Origin of the sequence: Lacrimispora sphenoides JCM 1415 (assembly GCF_900105615.1) — a bacterium.
In the GTDB taxonomy this organism is placed as follows: domain Bacteria; phylum Bacillota; class Clostridia; order Lachnospirales; family Lachnospiraceae; genus Lacrimispora; species Lacrimispora sphenoides.
On the sequence record NZ_LT630003.1, the window covers coordinates 3829529 to 3847216 of the forward strand.

Consider the following 17688-nt stretch of genomic DNA (forward strand, 5'->3'; position numbering starts at 1 on the left):
ATGAACTATCATTATATAGTTGCTTTTCCAACCGATTCCCCTTTTAACAGCTCTCCTTCCACAATGATCTGTTCTGTAAAAGTTGTCTTGGGCTTTTCGATGGAGCTAATTAATTTTTTAGCGGCCTGCATACCAATGGCGGCCGTATCCTGGTGTATGGTGGTCAGTTTGGGATTCAACAGCTGCGAGATCCGGTTGCCATCATATCCCGCTATGGAGATATCCTCCGGAACCTTTAAATTTCTCGACCGTATTTCATTTAACCCGCCGATTAATGCCGTATCATCCGGGTATAAAATACAGGTGGGGGGATCCTTTCTGTCCAGCAGTTCCCTGGTGTATGCCATCGCCTGGCTGACATCCAGATAATCTGCTTCCAATACATAATTGTCCGGAATATAAAGATCGTGACTCTCCATAAACCGGTAAAAGCTTGTAAGTCTTGCCTTTGTAACGGCCGTATTAATCTGTCCGTGGATGTATGCAATCTTTCTGTGACCATTCTCATAAATATATTGCATCAGGGACTGGATTCCCTTAATGTTATCGGACAAAACCGAGGAACAGTTTTCGTGGATATGGTCAATGGTGACTACGGGAATGTCGCCTCCCAAAAGGTCGATCACCTCCGGGTTATCAAAATTAACGCAGGCGATTACAACGCCGTCCACATTTCTGTATTTACAATGATCATAATAGGAGACTTTCTTTGTTCCTATCTGACTATTGATAAACGTGATATCATACCCCTGTTTCTCCGCCTCCACCTTAAAGGCTTCCAGCACCGCTGCAAAATACTCATGAGTCAGGCCGCTGTTGGCCTCATCAACAAATAAAACGCCAATGTTGTAGCTTCTGTTTGTCTTTAAAGACCTTGCAGCTGCGTTGGGATAATATCCCAGCTCTACCGCAGCTTCTTTGATCCTGGTTTTTGTACTCTCCCCGATGTCACTCTGGTCATTAAGTGCTTTGCTTACTGTGGCAACAGAGACTCCACAGTGCTGTGCCAGTTCCTTCATTGAAATCATATGTCTCTTCCTTTTACTTAATCGTTTTCGTAACCTCAATATACTCCTTTCTGAAAGAAATAGCAATATATTTTTGTTTTTTCATCTAATTTATATAGTTTTATTCCATCTTATTTATGCAATATTGCCAATGTACAAATATAAGATAATTAATTTTTATAAATACCTATTGTAATTTAAAAATCAATGAGTTATTATGGCCCTATATCTCCCTAATTTTGTTCTTAATCGTTTTCGTAAAATGTCGAATTAAGTAAATTTATTACCTAATCAGAAAGGGGTTATTCGATTATGAAATATGGATATTTCGACGATCAGGAAAAAGAGTATGTTATTACAACCCCAGATACTCCTCTTCCTTGGATCAATTATCTGGGCAGCCAGGATTTCTTCTCCCTAATTTCCAATACCGGAGGCGGCTACAGCTTCTATAAAGATGCAAAGCTGTTAAGGCTGACCCGGTACCGCTATAACAACGTCCCTCTGGACAGCAACGGACACTACTATTATATTAATGATAATGGTACCATCTGGAATCCTGGTTGGCAGCCCACCCAGACACCCCTGGATTTTTATGAATGCCGGCACGGACTGGGAGTTACCCGCTACCAGGGAATAAAAAGTGGCTTATCTGCCACTGTTACAGCCTTTGTACCGCTACATGACACCTGTGAGATCCATAAAGTTATCCTGAAAAACGAAAGCAAAGAATCAAAAGATTTTACCCTGTTCTCCTATGTGGAATTCTGTTTATGGAACGCTGTGGATGACATGACCAATTTTCAGCGGAATTTAAGCACCGGAGAAGTAGAGGTGGAAGGCTCGGTCATTTATCACAAGACAGAGTACAGAGAGCGGCGCAACCATTATGCTTATTACTCTGTCAATTCAGATATTCAGGGCTTTGATACGGACAGAAACACATTTGTCGGTGTATATGGCTCCAACCAGCTGCCGCTTATGGTGAAAAATAACACCTCAGGGAATTCCATGGCAAGCGGCTGGTCTCCCATCGGCTCCCACCGCTTAACGCTCCATTTAGAGCCTGGGGAAGAAACCAGTTTCATCTTTGTGCTGGGCTATGCCGAGAATCCTAAGGAACAAAAATGGACTGCTCCTAATGTCATCAACAAGGAACCTGCCATGGCTGTTCTGTCAAAATATCAGACGGACCAACAGGTTGATGAGGCTATCGCCGCATTAAAGCATTACTGGGAAGAGCTGCTTTCCAACTACTCCGTTACCATGGCCGATGAGAAAACAGCCCGCATGGTAAATATATGGAACCAGTATCAGTGCATGGTGACCTTTAATATGTCCCGCTCCGCCTCCTATTACGAATCAGGTACCGGCCGCGGCATGGGTTTTCGGGATTCCTGCCAGGATCTTCTTGGGTTCGTACATATGATCCCGGAAAGGGCCAGGGAGCGAATCATCGACATTGCTTCCACCCAGTTTGAGGATGGAAGCGCCTATCACCAGTATCAGCCTCTTACAAAAAAGGGGAATATGGACATCGGAAGCGGATTCAACGATGATCCTTTGTGGCTCATTGCCGGTGTATCGGCTTATATCAGGGAAACCGGGGACTTAAGTATTTTAGAGGAATCCGTACCCTTTGATAATGACCTGGAGAAAAGCCAGCCGCTTATGGAGCATTTGAGGCGGTCCTTCCAATTTACCAGGACCCACCTGGGCCCCCATGGTCTGCCTCTTATTGGGCGGGCTGACTGGAATGACTGTCTGAATTTAAACTGCTTTTCCACGGAGCCCGGAGAGTCCTTTCAAACCACCGGCCCCTCGGAAGGACCAGTAGCAGAATCCTTAATGATCGCAGGGTTGTTTGTAAAATACGGAAAAGAGTACGCTGAAGTTTGCCGCTTGATGGGATTAAAAAATGAAGCTGAGGAAGCAGAGATTTCTGTACAGGAAATATACGATGCCGTGATTCAACATGGCTGGGATGGCAGCTGGTTTTTACGCGCCTATGATGCATTCGGCCAGAAGGTGGGATCCAGAGAATGCAGGGAAGGACAGATCTTTATTGAACCACAAGGTTTTTGCGTCATGGGTGGTATCGGTGTTAAAGAAGGCCATGCAAAAAAAGCTTTGGACAGTGTAAAAGAGAAACTGGATACGGCCTGTGGAATCGTTCTGCTGCAGCCGGCATACACCGGTTACCAGGAAAGCCTTGGAGAGATCTCCTCTTATCCTCCTGGCTACAAGGAAAACGCAGGCATTTTCTGTCACAACAATCCCTGGATCTCCATTGCAGAAACCATGATCGGAAGGGGTAACCGGGCATTTGAAGTCTATCGGCGCACTTCTCCGGCTTATATGGAAGATAACAGTGAAACCTATAAAGCAGAACCTTATGTTTATGCACAGATGATTGCCGGTAAGGATGCGGCTCATTTCGGAGAAGCCAAGAACAGCTGGCTGACCGGAACGGCTGCATGGTCATTTGCATGTATTTCCCAGTATATCTTAGGGATCCGTCCTGGTTTCAACGGGTTAATCGTAGACCCATGCCTGCCGGATTCCATCGGGGAATTTTCCGCCGTCCGGAAATTCCGGGGAGCGGATTATTATATCCATGTGGATCATACCAAAGAGAGTGATCATGGAACCCGTTCCATGCTGGTGGATGGGAAACCTGTGGAAGGAACGGAAATCCCTTATGTGGAGGGGAAAAAGGAATACCACATTTCCCTTACTTGGGAATAAGCGATAATAATCTCGAAACACCTCATTGATATTGTCATATAATAACATGAGCTAATTTCAAGGATCAGTTATGAACGTTAACATTGGCATGCAAGCCCCTGATTTTACTGCTATGACAACATTCGGACCGCTTAAGCTGTCCGATTTCAAAGGACAATGGGTTATTTTATTTTCTCACCCAGGCGATTTCACATTGCATATAGTTGGAAAATATATCTCGAAAGATAAGACAATCGAGTAAGAGGTAGCTGATTATATATCAGCTACCTCCTCTTAGTTGAATCATAAGACAAATGTTTCTTGTTGTCTTTTAAAATCCGGCCTACTATTCCCCTAGATATCTCTGCTAAATCAGCTCTTTCTGCTTTCAACTTTTCTTCTAAAAACTTAACAGCTGCCCAAGGCTTTATTGTATTCCCACAAGTAAATAAATCTACAGCTGCATATTTATATTCTGGCCAAGTATGAATAGTTAAATGTGATTCTTCAATAACGACAACCCCACTAACTCCCCAAGGGCTAAATGTATGAAATACGCTTTCTACTATTGTAGCTTGAGCCACTTTAGCAGCCTCTATCATATATTTCTCTATTAGTTTTGTATTTTTTAATACTTCACTATCACAATCATAGTATTCAATTAAAATATGTTCTCCTAATTGTTCTAATTTAATCATAACTTTCCTTTTTAATGTTTATTCTATATTTAACTAATTCCTATTTTCTCTCTGAATTAACTCAAATACTTGACTATTACATTTATAACATCCCTTTGATTTTAGCATCTCTATATTATCAAGCTTTTCTGAGCGCCCTACCTTTATAATTTCACCACATTGCTTACATCTATAAGAGCGTACTGTTTCCTTAAGTTCCCCAGTATACAAAACTCCTTTATAAGGGGCTTTTATTAACGCATTAGTTAAACTAGTAGTCTTAAGAACGATCATTTGCCCTGTGTTCCCAATTATACTAGCCCCTTCATAAGTATTAAACCTAGCTATTATCTCTGAAACTAAAAGTCCCATGCTTAAAAAATACCTCTGCATAGTTAATTGAAAATCTGGGAACTTATGTGCATAAGAAAAATAAATTGTGAGCCCACTACAGCGTCTTAAGGCTTCTATCCCTCTTGAAAGAAACAGATTCATTCCTTCAAAAGTGTAAGGTGGATCTGTAAAAAAACAATCAAATTGGTTTTTAAAATTATCCGCTAATGGCGTTCTTAAATCTATATACTCACACTTAATTGAAAGAGATTCTTTTATAGCTATATTGCTTATATAGTCTATAATTCTTTTATCAATATCCATTACAGTAATTTTAGTAGTATGTTGAGTAGTATTATTAAAAAGTTTTTTTAACAAAAAACCTAAAGCTATGCTTACTAAATCATCATCTCCTAAACACAAAATTCTTTTTCCTACCAAGTCATGATTTTTAAGAGACAATATTGCTCTTTTTAAAGATGTATCTATGCTTGACTTTGACTGATCTATGGTGACATCTACCTTAGGACGATTGTCAAAGACTTCCTGCAGTTCCTCTTTTATTTCAATAATTTCTCTATGTTCCTTCCAAGGTTCCATTAATAGTCTCATATATAAATCACTATTTATTTTTTTGAACCCTAATCCTTCTTCTATAAAATGTCTCCCCTTTATTGTAAGCCTTGTTCCCCGGTCTTGAATAACCAGTCCTTTTTTAATAAATTCTTTTTTTATAGCTGCAACCAAGGGAATAGGTAGGAGACTATTTCTTGCTAATTCTTTGGTGGAAATTCCGCCTTTAAGGTATATTGTTATTAATATGTTCTCTAAGGTCTTTTTACCTTCTTCTATATTTACATTCTTGTTTACTTCTTCTATATAATTAATCATTGTTTATTATCCTCCATATTTATGAATTTAAATTTCATTGAATAGAATGTAAAAACTAAAATACTGATTATATCTATACTAATATTTGAATTAAATAAAGACATGAACAAAAATAAAAAGGTCATAGCAACACGAAGTCACTATAACCTTTTACCTTTTACATTATATACCAAAATAGTGCTCAACATTGAACTCCAATAAGTTATATTTAATATAAAACAACCCTAATCAGCACTGATTATTTTAATATATTGTAAGGTTTAATGATATCCATATTGTCTTACTTCTGTAAAATACTCATCATCATATCATGTCATATTTGTTGAAACCGGATGCACTCTGCACCCGGTTTTCTGTTTTTAAAGTCCCAATTCTTCACGAATTTCAGGCAATAACTGCCCGTAAGCTTCTTTAGCTGCCATCGCTAACATACGAGCTGGTACTCCCAAACGTTTCGCGATATAAAGTGCACAGCTTTCACCAGCTTTACCTTGTTCCAGTTTATAGCGTGGCTGTAGGTTTTCTCTATCAAAAGCCATACGGGCATTCATAATTTCCTTATGGCGAGAGGCATAGACTTTCACCTCTGAGTAATGGGTTGTTACAAGGAACAGACAGCCCCTAATTCGAAGTTCTTCTAAAATAGCGATGGCGATACCCACGCCTTCTGTTGGATCGGTACCAGAGCCAAGTTCGTCCAAGACCACCAAGGTGTTTTCGTTGAGCGTATTAATGATTTCCATTACATTCGTAATATGGGCGGAGAAGGTTGAGAGATTGTTCTCAATACTTTGTCCATCTCCAATGTCACAGAGCACATCAATATGAAATCCAACATCTGCCATTTGGGCAGGCACATGTAGTCCTAGGTTAGCCATTACGCTGATGATTGCTACTGTTTTAATAGACACTGTTTTTCCACCAGTATTTGGACCAGTCACCACAACACCTTGAATCTCTCCACCAATGGAGAAGTCTAGTGGAACAGCAATCTTAGGGTTAAGTGATGGGTGCCTTCCATGCTGTATATGAATGCTTCGGTTATGATTTATAGAAGGCTCTGTTCCACCCATCTGCTGACTCAGTTTTCCTTTGGCAAATATAAAATCTAGAGTAATGATTATCTCTATATTTTTCAATATTGGAGTGTGATATGCTAAAACTGCTTCCATTAAGGCAGTTATAATTACAGCTTCTTCTTGATACTGTGCCATTTTAATTTCGTAGTACTCTTCTTGTAGTTTCGTAACACTGGCTGGCTCAATAAACACCGTTGAGCCTGTAGAGGACTTGGTCATTGCTGTTCCGGGGATTCTATGTTGATGCTCTTTTTTCACTGGTACACACCATCTGCCATCTCGAGATACCACAAAATCTTCTGACATATACTTCCTGTTGCTGTTCAGTGTTGCCTGAGCCTTGTTCTTAAGTTCCGGTTTGATTTTCTTTAGCTTTTTACGAAGTTTTGCCAACTTGCTTGAAGCTTCGTCGACGATTTTACCACTTCTGATACAACGGTCTATTTCTTCATAAACTTCTTCTGGGTATACGAAAGACTCTCGATAATCAGACAGTCCGTTTTCTGTGTCTTTAGTTAGATATTCTATTAGTTGCCGTACCCCTCTTAAGAAATCTCCCATTAGTTGTAACTCTTCTGGTTCAACCAATGCTCCTGAGTTGAATCTATCTAATAGTTTTTCTACTATATCTATTGAAGGAATTGGTGGATTTCCGACTATATCTAGCATATGCCGAGCTTTGGTTGTATCTTCTAAATGCTGGTTCAATTCTTCTTCTGTGGCATAATAAGTCATATTTACTATTTTCTCTTTTGCCTGTGGGGTTCGAGCCAATTCTATAAGCGTTCTTCTTACTTCTTCGAACCCTATGGTTTCTAACGTGCGTTTCATGATGCTTTCCTTTCAAAGTTTCACCCGCCCATTAGAATTCCACACTCTACTTGGGCGACGTTATAGATTAAATGCCTGATTAATTTCTTTTTGTAACAAGTTCAGATGTTTTTGTGTCAATCTAAACAAGGTAGTCATTTCTTCCTCAGTTAGTTGCGCAGCCGCTGATTGCTCTGCTGCAAGAAGAAGACGTACCGTTTTGTTTGCCAGTTCTTCCCCCTCCGGTGTTAAAAAAATTTCCTTGATTCGCTGATTCTTTTCAGAGGGTTTACTGATAACTAGCCCTGATTTTATAAATGCATTGATTGAGGAATGCACTGTTTGCTTAGGTAAAAATAATGCTTCACCCAGTTCTTTTTGTGTGTATGGCTGCTTAGACCCCAGAGCATATAAAATTAACATCCCACTGTAGGAAATACTAAAATATCCAGCAATTTCCTGATACAGTGCATTGTAACTCTGATATAATTGATCAATTTGTCCTAGATTTTCTATTAATCTATCTGGCATATGTCACCTCTTTCTCATTGAGTCCGAACTCGTACTCGATTATATTATAACATTTTTTTATTTATTGTCAAGCAGAGGAAAGTAATAATTTTTTTCCAGTTTTAAAAAAGAGGGTGTACTTTATCGAAGAAACCTTTAAGCTGTTATTTCATGTTTCCGTGCAGAATATTTAGATCTCCACAGGTTATCTCCTATTCTGTTTTCAGTTTTACCGACTGTGCTTCTTGCTCATGATGAACTATGCTTATCATAAAAAACAAGGCACATATCTCTACATGCCTTGTTTCTTTTACATATATCTTAACACCATGAATTTTCTTCTATATATAATTTTATTTCAATACTGAATTCGCCAACTTTTGTAGAAATTTCTCCCGCTTCTCCTGAGCTCCTTTAGAAACATCCCCGCAGTAGATCCACTTAGCATTTGTAATTCCTATGCCTTTTAATGTAGTATTGATAAATGTTTTCTGAATTAGATTACCGGCAATAAATTTTAAATACCAACGAGGAGATTGGCCTGTTGTTATCACTTTGGCAGATTTAATATTGGTTAATTGCCCCTTTAAACCTGTGCTTGTTTCTATATATGCGAAATTTTTCAACATAACTTTATCGAAGAAACCTTTAAGGATTGCAGGTGTATCGAACCACCAAAGGGGAAATATAAAAATAATTTCATCTGTTTTTCTTAACATGCTTTGATATTTTGTTACTAAAGGGTCCTTATGTTGTCCTTTTGAATACAAAGCCAATTCCTCTTCGGTCATAACAGGGTTAAAATTCTCTTTATTTAAGTCAATTACCTTATATTCCTTTTTCTCTTTCACTAAGACACTTATTACCGTATCCAGTATAGCCTTATTAAAACTTCCGTACCATGGATGAGCGAATACAATTGTTACCATCTTAAAACACCTCTCAATTAATATTTTATAATTTCTGTCCCTAATATATAGGCAGCTTTTTTAGATTGCTCATTTTTAGAAACCTCTACCTCATATGTGCTCACATTAAGGTTTTGTATAAACTTCATCCCAAGATATTGGGAAAGCATAGCGATGGATTGAACGATATTGGGGACCCCCGCATTGAATTCATTGCTATCTCCATAGGTAGTTAACAATACAATTTTTTTATTTAATAAAGTATTATAATCCACTGCATGCAGCCGGTCTAAAAAAGTTTTTAACTGTCCAGTCATATTAAAAACATAAACGGGGGTAGCAAAAACTAAAACATCAGCTTTTTCAACACTTTCATAAATATTCTGCATATCATCCTTTAATACGCACGGACTTTTACTGCTTTTCTGGCAGGTGTTGCAACCTGTACAATACTGTATGTTTTTTGATTGGAGAAAAATTGTTTCTACTTGTGGTGAAGGGTTTAAATCCTCTGCACCTTTTAAATATTCTTTCAATAAAATAGCTGTATTGCCTTTATCTCGTGGGCTTGCTAAAACGGAAAGTATGTTCATATTTATTCCTTCCTTTCATTTAACTTGGTGACAATATGATACTTTAGTGCACACATATGCACATTATAGCTTTTTTAAAAAGGCAATCTTGCCTTTTTAAATTTCATTGCTGTATTAATTTTTTTAAATTGCTTGCTGTTAATTCGAATTTTTCAAGAATATATTTATCGTTCAATTCATAAAAAACATTCCTATTTTCTTTTATCTTATTAACTATCTCATATCTGTACATTAAATCCAAGTGCCTTGAAATAACGGAACGATGCTGTGTGAAATTATCAGAGATATCTTTGATATTTTTAGTGCCATTTATAGCCAAGTATTTCATAATATCACATCGTACCGGATCAAACAAAGTCTTAAAAAATTCAAAATCAATGCTTTCTTCTATTTCTCTGGTACATTCTAAAATTAAATCATTATTATTCATATTTATCACCTAGATAACATTATATATGCACACTTATGCATTTGTCAACAATTTTTATTGATATAAAATAAAAAAAGTCAAAGCTGGATATGGCTGTTCAGCTGGACGAGCTCCGGAATAGTCTGTTGTAAATGACTGCTTTGCTATGCTATAATCTATAAAAAAAAAGAGGTTAAATGTCCATGTATCACAATAAAAAAATTTTACTGGTTGATGACGAAGCAGGTCTCTTAGATATGCTGAAAATCACACTGAAAAAAGAGCGTTTTACCGATATAACTTGTGCTTACACTGCAAAAGAGGCCTTAAATTTAGTTAAAAATACAAATTTTGATTTATTGGTTTTAGATGTAATGCTGCCTGACCTTTCAGGGTTTGAGCTTTGTTCACAAATTCGCCAGTTTTCTTTTGCCCCTATTATTTTCCTCACTGCCTGTGCAGGAGATTTAGACAAAGTAACAGGCCTTGCTTTGGGCGGAGATGATTATATAACAAAGCCCTTTAATCCATTGGAGGTGACCGCAAGGATTAAGGCAATTTTGCGTCGACAAACACAATATGCTGAAAGCGCTGCTAAGATCAACCACTTTGACTATGGTTTATTTCAGGTTAATTTGGACAACGCAACATTAATGTTAGAAGGGAACTTGGTAGAATGTACAGCAAAAGAATTTGAATTGCTTTGCTTTTTCTGCAAACACCCAAATTATGTTTTCACATCGGCGCAGATTTATGAAGCAGTATGGGAAGCCCTTGGGTATGGAGAGGAAAAGACAGTGACAATGCATATTTCTAAGCTACGAAAAAAACTGGGCGATGATGCAAAAAACCCTTCCATTATTTTGAATTTAAGAGGACTTGGATATAAATTTGTTCCTCCTAAAAAGGTATAATAAATGAAAATAAAAATCCGCTTTCTTTCTTTTTTCACCATAGGTTTACTTGGTTTTATCATCTATATGGGTGCTGTCATGGTCATAATATTTGAGACTATACTACCAATGAATGGCGTTAATGCTGAAAACAATCTTATAGTTTTCCTTCTTGTATTGTTATTATCAATTGTAAGCGGCGGAACATTATTTAGCTTTTACTTTATAAATCCTTTATTATCCATGCTTCACATGATTGCTCAGTTATCCAATGACATGTACGATATAACGGTATTAAGCGACAAGCTTTATACAAAACATGGGCGGCTTAAGGCGCGGTATTTTCTGTATACGGAGCTAATCAGTGATATTACAAATTTATCTGCCCTTCTTGAGAAAGCCAAAAAGGATCAAGTATATTTAGAACAGGCAAAAAAAGAATGGATTCGGGGAATATCTCATGATTTAAAAACTCCTTTATCCTACATTCTTGGATACTCTACTTTACTAGCAAAGGAAGATTATGATTGGAAAGAGGAGGAAAAGAAAAAGTTTCTGGAAGAAATATACTCAAAAGGCAAGTATATGGAGCAATTAATGAGCAACTTACAGGTATTTACTGATATTAAGCATAGTGAAGACCCCATTATGCCAATATCACCAGAAACATTTCCTCTTGTCCCATTCCTGCAAAAAATGATGATTGATATCGCAAACCAACCAAATACAAAAAACTATGATTTCTGCTTTGATTTTGAAGATGATAAAACAGAAATTTTTGCAGATAAACAACTTTTATACCGGGCTTGCCAAAACTTGCTTACGAATGCAGTGAAGCACAATCCTCCATGCACAATCTGTGTGTCTTTAAAATCGGATGATCAATTTATAATGATTACAATTTCTGATAGCGGGGAAGGGATTGGCCAGAAGAATGCTGACGCTCTTACAAAAACAGATATTGCAATAAATAACGGACATGGGCTAGCTGTTGTGAGAAATATTATATTATCACATAAGGGGTTCATCACTGTTGATACAGCAAAAAACAACGTAACGAGAATTACCATATCATTCCCAAAATAATACATACCATACTCCTTAAGGATTTACTATATCCTTAGCAAGTATGGTATGTATTTTTATTACTTTAATGTTATATTAAAAATATCATTTGGTTTTCCGGAAAAAACAACCATTCCATTTTCGGGAAGTTTCCAAGTGTTAACACCACTTATTGTTGATAGGTTCACGCATTCATCCTTTTCGTTGTATATTGCAAAAACAGTGTCTTTCGGACCTGTTACTTCCATATTTTTATGTTTGCTCTTCTCATCTATTTTAAACCACTTTGAGTGACCATTTGCTTCAATAGATACTGTTTGTGATTTTGTACCTTCAAGTGGTTTTACAAAGTCTTCATTGATATAAGTCATATCTATTGTTTTAAGATATTCAATACCATTTTCTTGATAAAAACATAAATCTGTTAAGTCCCTTCCATTCATTACCGGTATTTCGACAACGCTAATTGCATTGTTTTTATCAATAACTTTGCAACCTTGTACATATCCATTTTTTGCATCGAAAACAATTTTGTTAATCATGGATATAGGCGTTAAATACATATCAGAATTAGGTTTTTCTAATAGCGCAAAATATTTTTTACCATCTCTTAGCTCCCATGCCTTTAATACATCCTGCTCAAGGGTATTCTGAGGCAATTTCACACTTTGGAAATCTGTACTAATTACTTGTCCCAGGCCGGGAAAATCCATGCATTCTTTCACTTGCAAATAAGTCTCTTTGTTTTTCGCCTCTCTAAAAGTTGCTGTTGCTGTCCCACTTTCATTTTTAAATTCCATGTTACCTACATAAATGAACTTCTGAGCAGGTACCATTCCATCGAAACCTTCTGGTATCGTGAAACCATTATTTTCAAATTCTATTTCATATGTTCTTCCAGCAATCGTACCGACACCGTAAATCCCTGAGTATTTCAATAATTCCTTAGGTATTTCAACAGGAACTGGCGTTGTAAATGTTAGATTTGGCTTAATTTCTTCAATTACACCTTTATCCTTTAACACTTTCAATAGAATGTTGGAGGCTAAAATCTGATTGTAAAGGGAAGAGCCTCCTGAAGAAACAACAGCCATTGCAATGTTATGTTCTGGTAAAGCGACTAAGCTGGAATGATAAGAACCGTCACCGCCTTTTGCTACAGCTTTTATGTTATAATCGCTAAAAGGCCATAAATTAGTTGAATCCCATCCAAGTCCATATCCAGTAATGTTTTGATCATCAGATACCCAAATGCCTTTTTTATATTCTTCGCTTTGCATAATTGCAGCTGATTCCTTTGATAATATCGATTCTTTCTTACCCATTAAGACTTCTGAAAATCTGCATATTTCTTCCGCTGTTGAATATAATCCGCCGGTCCCCAGTAAATTTATGTTCATGGTTGGGAGTTCCTTTTCGAACATTGGATTATATAACTTTACAAGCTTTTCTCTATCGAATTCATCGAGAGGTGTTTTCGTGTTTTCCAAATTCAATGGCTGACTAATATATTGATCTAAAAACTCGGAGTAACTTATTTTGCTAACACGTTCTACCAAGATTTCAAGCAACTGAAAACCATCATTACAATATACTGAAAATTCCCCGGGGGTAGAGTGTAGCTTTTCATCTTGGAGAGTTAATAACAAATTATCTTGAACTGATGTATCTTTTACATTAAATGATGTTGCATTGTGATAATGAGATCCATAAAGTCCCGATGAATGATTTAGTAACATTCTTGGTGTTATTTTTTTATATCTTTCGTCTGACATTTTAAATTCTGGTATATATTCCGTAAGTGGATTATCAAGGTCAATTTTACCCCAATCCACAAGCATCATTGTTGCTGCTGAAACATACATCTTACTTAAAGAAGCAATGCCGTACATCGTTTGATTTGTAATAGGAGTATTATTATCCTTTGAATACACCCCGTTATTTCCTGACAAAAAAATCTTACCGTTGTCAATTAGCGCATACTGAATACTTGTAGCCCCATAATCAGAAACCATAACAGAAGCTATCTTATCTGCCTCTTCTTTGAAACTATTTGGAGACGTCTCTGCACAACCAATAACAAATACTGCTACCATTGCAACTGCCAATATCATTGAAACTATTCTTTTCATTTCTTCACTCCTCTTCTTATTTTGATTATGTTTATCATAAAGAGTGAAAATAAAAATAACGTAACGCGAAAGTAAAATTCAAGAAAAATCATCTGAGTCAAGCACTTTAATTCCTCTATCAATTAAAGCCTTTGCAAAGAGTCCATTTCCTTGAACCAAAATTCCATTAAAACACCCATTATATATTTTGTTAACTCCACATGTAGGGCTTCTTGATTGCAGAATCGCTAAATCAATATTTTCACTTTTAATCATCTCAAGTGCTAATTCGACGGCTCTTGTATATTCATTATGGACATTTTTACCATTAATCTCAGTAACACATCCATTTACTATCTCAGCAGTAGCTCTTGGGATATTCATTCCTGCCAAGATCTCAGGACAAATTTCAATTATTTCTTTATTCTTTAAAAACTCCATAACTTTTGGGTTTAAATTGTTCCCACCATTATATTTGTAGTTGCGTCCTAAAATGCAAGCACTAACCAATACTTTCATCTAATCCCTTCTCTCTTGTGACAAATTTGAAACTTTAGACATACAAGCTATTATTTGGCTCTACTGTATATAAAAAAGGCATTCCTAGACAGAAATGCCTGTACAAAAAACACTATTTACCTCAGTTCCATTGTTACCTCTGGATATTTGTCTCTCATATTATCAATTAAAGGCTCTTCTATTCCTTTAAGATACTTATTAAAAAATGATAGTATATATTCGTTCATGATATCTTCTTGTTTATCACCATCGATTTTACCTAAAATATCAGATCCTATTCGTTTTACTCCAGGAAGTAAGAAAGTCATATCAGTGAAATCATTATGCTCAGCATTATTCACTGACACAATTAACATCTTCTGCTTTGGATGATACCCCTCTATTAAAGATTTTTTACTTTCTGAAGATGTCATAAGCATGAAAGGCTGTGATAGATTATGATAGATAAGAAATGGTGAGCCATCCATATTTATTCCTGCCTTGAAACGGTTATCCGCTGCACAGACTTGACCAGCTGTTGCTCCTCCAAAAGAATGTCCAAAAACGCCCATATTGCTTACATCCAATTTATCTTTAAAACGGCTCATGATTTCACCTGTATTAAGTTTCTCTATTTGATTTGCAACAAAAATGGTATCATCACGCCAAACATTTAGACTTTCAAAAACTGCTCCCTTTTCGTCAAGCGTTTGTTTGTAATACTCATAATTAGAAGCTCCTTCAAGATAAGAGTATTTATCCCAATCAGCATCTAACTTATTCGTTTGTTCTTCACTGAATGGAATGCTTACCCCATCAGGAAATCTACTATCTGCCGCTTCATAGGTATGAGCAATACTGAAGACTATGTAGCCATTGCTTGCTAATGCTTCCATTTGCACAGTATTTTGCTCTATAAGCCCCGTATATCCATGAGAAAAAATGATTACCGGATATTTGGGTTCCTGGTTAGAAATGGGAACCTCCTTATAGCTGTTAGTCTTTACGGAGGCAAGGTGTCTAAGCAAATATGGGATACCTAAAACTCTTTCAAAATTTTTACAACTCTCTTTTTCCATATAATGTTCTGGTTGTTTATCTCTACAAAACTTTTCCTCTGTAGGGTACCATACTTGTACGGAAAGCATTCTCTGTATATTCGAGCTCGCATAAATTTCTTTTCGAGAATAATCAGTGAAGCTAAATAATTGAGTACCTACTTGATATTTTCCCTTTGGACTAGGTAAATCTACCACTGGCAAAAACAAATGAATAGCTATTACTAACAGCAGTATAACCCCAATTATACTAATCACAATTTTTTTAATTGTTTTAATAAAATTCATCTCCTCTCTTCTTTTGCATGGGATAGTTTTGATATTTAATTCACAGGTGGAGAAGTAACATATTTCGTTGAAAAAAATGCTGCAACAATGGAAATCGGCAGTATGCTCAAGGCCGTAACCACAGGAGTTATGGGCAACAAAAATGACACATATATTAACCAGCATACTGGTACATACAAAAGTAATATTCCAACACCGAGCACAGTAGCCGCTATTAAACGGCCAATATTGTACCGCTCTAAAATTGCTACAAGCAGGAGTCCCAACGTTGGTAATGTGAATAGATAACTAATCGAAATAAAGAAAACAGTGGTTCCGATAATCAGCAGCATTAGAAGCGGCAGTAAACCTGCAAGTGCTTCGGTTAGTGATTGTTTACGCATCCGGAAGAAAGATATGCCCAGAGTACCAAAGGTAAGCACCAGGGTTTGGCAAAGGAAAAGCGTTTCAGTATTGCTTGATTCTCCTAAATGCATTATCTGCGTTGCCAATGATGCAATACACCAACTCAGTAATGTCATAACAGCTATTGTTCCGATCAGCTGGCCAGTGCTAATGACTATTCCCCTGAATCGGACCCTGCCACGCCTGCTCTGTAAAATGAGCCATAGCATAGCAGCCAAAACAACAAATCCTGATAGGATATATGCCACAGCATTACTCATTAACACTAAATGGCCAGGCATAAATGGAAAATAAACACCATCTTGTTTTGAACTGTTGTCCTGAAATTGCTCTTTAGCACTATAATCAGCTATTTCCCGAACAGTTCTCAGATAATTATAGGCTGTTCCAGGGTTGAAGTTCTCATAATTGTCTGACATTGCACCATAATTCTCAACGCCTTCTGCCACTGTGAAATTAAGTCCAGAATACCCAGCATTTAAAAAATTTGTCATATCAGTAATATTCGGCATTTTACGATACAGAGAAGTTGTAAACGAAAAAGCCAAAGGACGGGAATTTGCCAGTTTAAAATATCGCATGAGCTCATAATTATAAGCAGAAGACTCAAACATAAGCACTCCTCCACGATTACCCCGACCATCTACGTTAATAACAAGATCAATAGACTCTTTCATTTCTGGATGAGATTCAACAAAGGCTTTAGAACCAAATGCCCCTAATTCTTCGCCATCAATAGATATCATTTTTCAGATTATTATTTTTTGATTGTTCACGCATAGCCTCAAGCAAAGCGCATACAGAAATCATATCATCTCCTGCACCAGGTGTACCCTTTTCAGTATCGTAGTGAGCCATCATCAATATGCCTCTGTCAGTATTTGGCGCATCCAATTTAACTAAAATATTTTTTAATATCAATTCATCGTTTTCATTAAAATGAGCTTCATTCCGAATATAGTCTTTTATTTCATTTTCTTCGCCCGGCTCATCACTCAACCCTGATGCGATATCATCAATTGTGTAAACCTCAGTTTCAACAATTGGCTCCAATCCCATTTCACAGATTTGCGCCAAAATATGTATGCGCACTGATTCAAGTTCTTTTGAACCGGCTGGATGCGGCACTACTGTCATTTCTTTTAAATTGTCAAGCATCTGTTTATAAGCTGTATAATCAGTATCTGATTCAGATGGTAGAACTGGTGGCTTCATTTGCTGGAGTCCTACCAGAATACCAACCGTAAAAACAATAATCATCAGAAAAACTGGGATCTTTTTATTTTTTAATGATTTCCAAACTGTGTACATTTCAACTTCCTCTAATCTTCTGCATACAATGTAATGTTACTTAAAATGATTCATTACATGGCATTGCACTTAAACAAACAAGCGCGTTTTAAGACGCTCTGCAAAATCATAAAAC

General features: G+C 36.9%; 15 protein-coding genes and 1 pseudogene. 4 read left to right on the forward strand and 12 right to left on the reverse strand.

Annotated elements, in window-relative coordinates:
• Positions 1-11 precede the first annotated feature (11 nt).
• On the reverse strand, positions 12-1028 hold the full coding sequence (locus BMX69_RS17345; RefSeq protein ID WP_025230090.1) for a LacI family DNA-binding transcriptional regulator: 1017 nt from the start codon (positions 1026-1028) through the stop codon (positions 12-14).
• A gap of 291 nt (positions 1029-1319) precedes the next feature.
• Between BMX69_RS17345 and BMX69_RS17350 the strand changes: the two genes are divergently transcribed.
• Both BMX69_RS17350 and BMX69_RS17355 read left to right on the forward strand, forming a co-directional pair.
• Positions 1320-3755: a glycoside hydrolase family 94 protein gene (locus BMX69_RS17350; protein ID WP_100043045.1), complete on the forward strand. Its 2436-nt coding sequence runs from the start codon at positions 1320-1322 to the stop codon at positions 3753-3755.
• An 88-nt stretch (positions 3756-3843) separates the two neighbouring features.
• Positions 3844-3996 carry a redoxin domain-containing protein gene (locus BMX69_RS17355; RefSeq protein ID WP_330387736.1) on the forward strand — a complete coding sequence of 51 codons (153 nt, stop codon included), beginning with the start codon at positions 3844-3846 and terminating at the stop codon, positions 3994-3996.
• A 22-nt stretch (positions 3997-4018) separates the two neighbouring features.
• Here BMX69_RS17355 and speD read toward each other — a convergent pair whose 3' ends face one another.
• The 7 genes from speD to BMX69_RS17390 form a co-directional block, all read right to left on the reverse strand.
• Positions 4019-4432 (reverse strand): adenosylmethionine decarboxylase, encoded by a 414-nt coding sequence (speD, locus tag BMX69_RS17360; RefSeq protein WP_100043047.1) that lies wholly within the window; start codon positions 4430-4432, stop codon positions 4019-4021.
• A 33-nt stretch (positions 4433-4465) separates the two neighbouring features.
• Entirely contained in the window at positions 4466-5635 is a 1170-nt protein-coding gene (locus BMX69_RS17365; RefSeq protein WP_100043048.1) for a bis-aminopropyl spermidine synthase family protein, read from the reverse strand.
• A 359-nt stretch (positions 5636-5994) separates the two neighbouring features.
• The gene (locus tag BMX69_RS17370; RefSeq protein WP_054790190.1) at positions 5995-7545 is read right to left on the reverse strand and encodes an endonuclease MutS2; all 1551 of its coding nucleotides are present in this window, start codon (positions 7543-7545) and stop codon (positions 5995-5997) included.
• A gap of 60 nt (positions 7546-7605) precedes the next feature.
• Positions 7606-8055 (reverse strand): MarR family winged helix-turn-helix transcriptional regulator, encoded by a 450-nt coding sequence (locus BMX69_RS17375; protein WP_100043049.1) that lies wholly within the window; start codon positions 8053-8055, stop codon positions 7606-7608.
• Positions 8056-8387: 332 nt separating this feature from the next.
• Entirely contained in the window at positions 8388-8963 is a 576-nt protein-coding gene (locus BMX69_RS17380; protein ID WP_054790188.1) for an NAD(P)H-dependent oxidoreductase, read from the reverse strand.
• Positions 8964-8980: 17 nt separating this feature from the next.
• Positions 8981-9535 (reverse strand): flavodoxin family protein, encoded by a 555-nt coding sequence (locus tag BMX69_RS17385; protein ID WP_100043050.1) that lies wholly within the window; start codon positions 9533-9535, stop codon positions 8981-8983.
• 103 nt (positions 9536-9638) lie between these two features.
• On the reverse strand, positions 9639-9965 hold the full coding sequence (locus BMX69_RS17390) for an ArsR/SmtB family transcription factor (protein ID WP_100043051.1): 327 nt from the start codon (positions 9963-9965) through the stop codon (positions 9639-9641).
• A 182-nt stretch (positions 9966-10147) separates the two neighbouring features.
• Here BMX69_RS17390 and BMX69_RS17395 point away from each other — a divergent pair, with 182 nt between their 5' ends.
• Together BMX69_RS17395 and BMX69_RS17400 are read left to right on the forward strand one after the other, a co-directional pair.
• Complete coding sequence (locus tag BMX69_RS17395; protein ID WP_242941286.1) at positions 10148-10858, forward strand: response regulator transcription factor; 711 nt, start codon at positions 10148-10150, stop codon at positions 10856-10858.
• A gap of 3 nt (positions 10859-10861) precedes the next feature.
• Complete coding sequence (locus tag BMX69_RS17400; protein WP_100043053.1) at positions 10862-11923, forward strand: sensor histidine kinase; 1062 nt, start codon at positions 10862-10864, stop codon at positions 11921-11923.
• A gap of 59 nt (positions 11924-11982) precedes the next feature.
• Here the strand turns inward: BMX69_RS17400 and BMX69_RS17405 are convergent, their stop codons facing one another.
• The 4 genes and pseudogenes from BMX69_RS17405 to BMX69_RS17420 form a co-directional block, all read right to left on the reverse strand.
• Positions 11983-14034 (reverse strand): serine hydrolase domain-containing protein, encoded by a 2052-nt coding sequence (locus BMX69_RS17405; protein ID WP_100043054.1) that lies wholly within the window; start codon positions 14032-14034, stop codon positions 11983-11985.
• Positions 14035-14112: 78 nt separating this feature from the next.
• Positions 14113-14532: a 2-thiouracil desulfurase family protein gene (locus BMX69_RS17410; RefSeq protein WP_054790184.1), complete on the reverse strand. Its 420-nt coding sequence runs from the start codon at positions 14530-14532 to the stop codon at positions 14113-14115.
• A 116-nt stretch (positions 14533-14648) separates the two neighbouring features.
• A complete protein-coding gene (locus tag BMX69_RS17415; RefSeq protein WP_157724431.1) occupies positions 14649-15857 on the reverse strand; it encodes an alpha/beta hydrolase family protein in 1209 nt (402 codons plus the stop codon).
• Positions 15858-15892: 35 nt separating this feature from the next.
• Positions 15893-17573, reverse strand: a pseudogene (locus tag BMX69_RS17420) (M28 family peptidase).
• Positions 17574-17688: the final 115 nt, after the last annotated feature.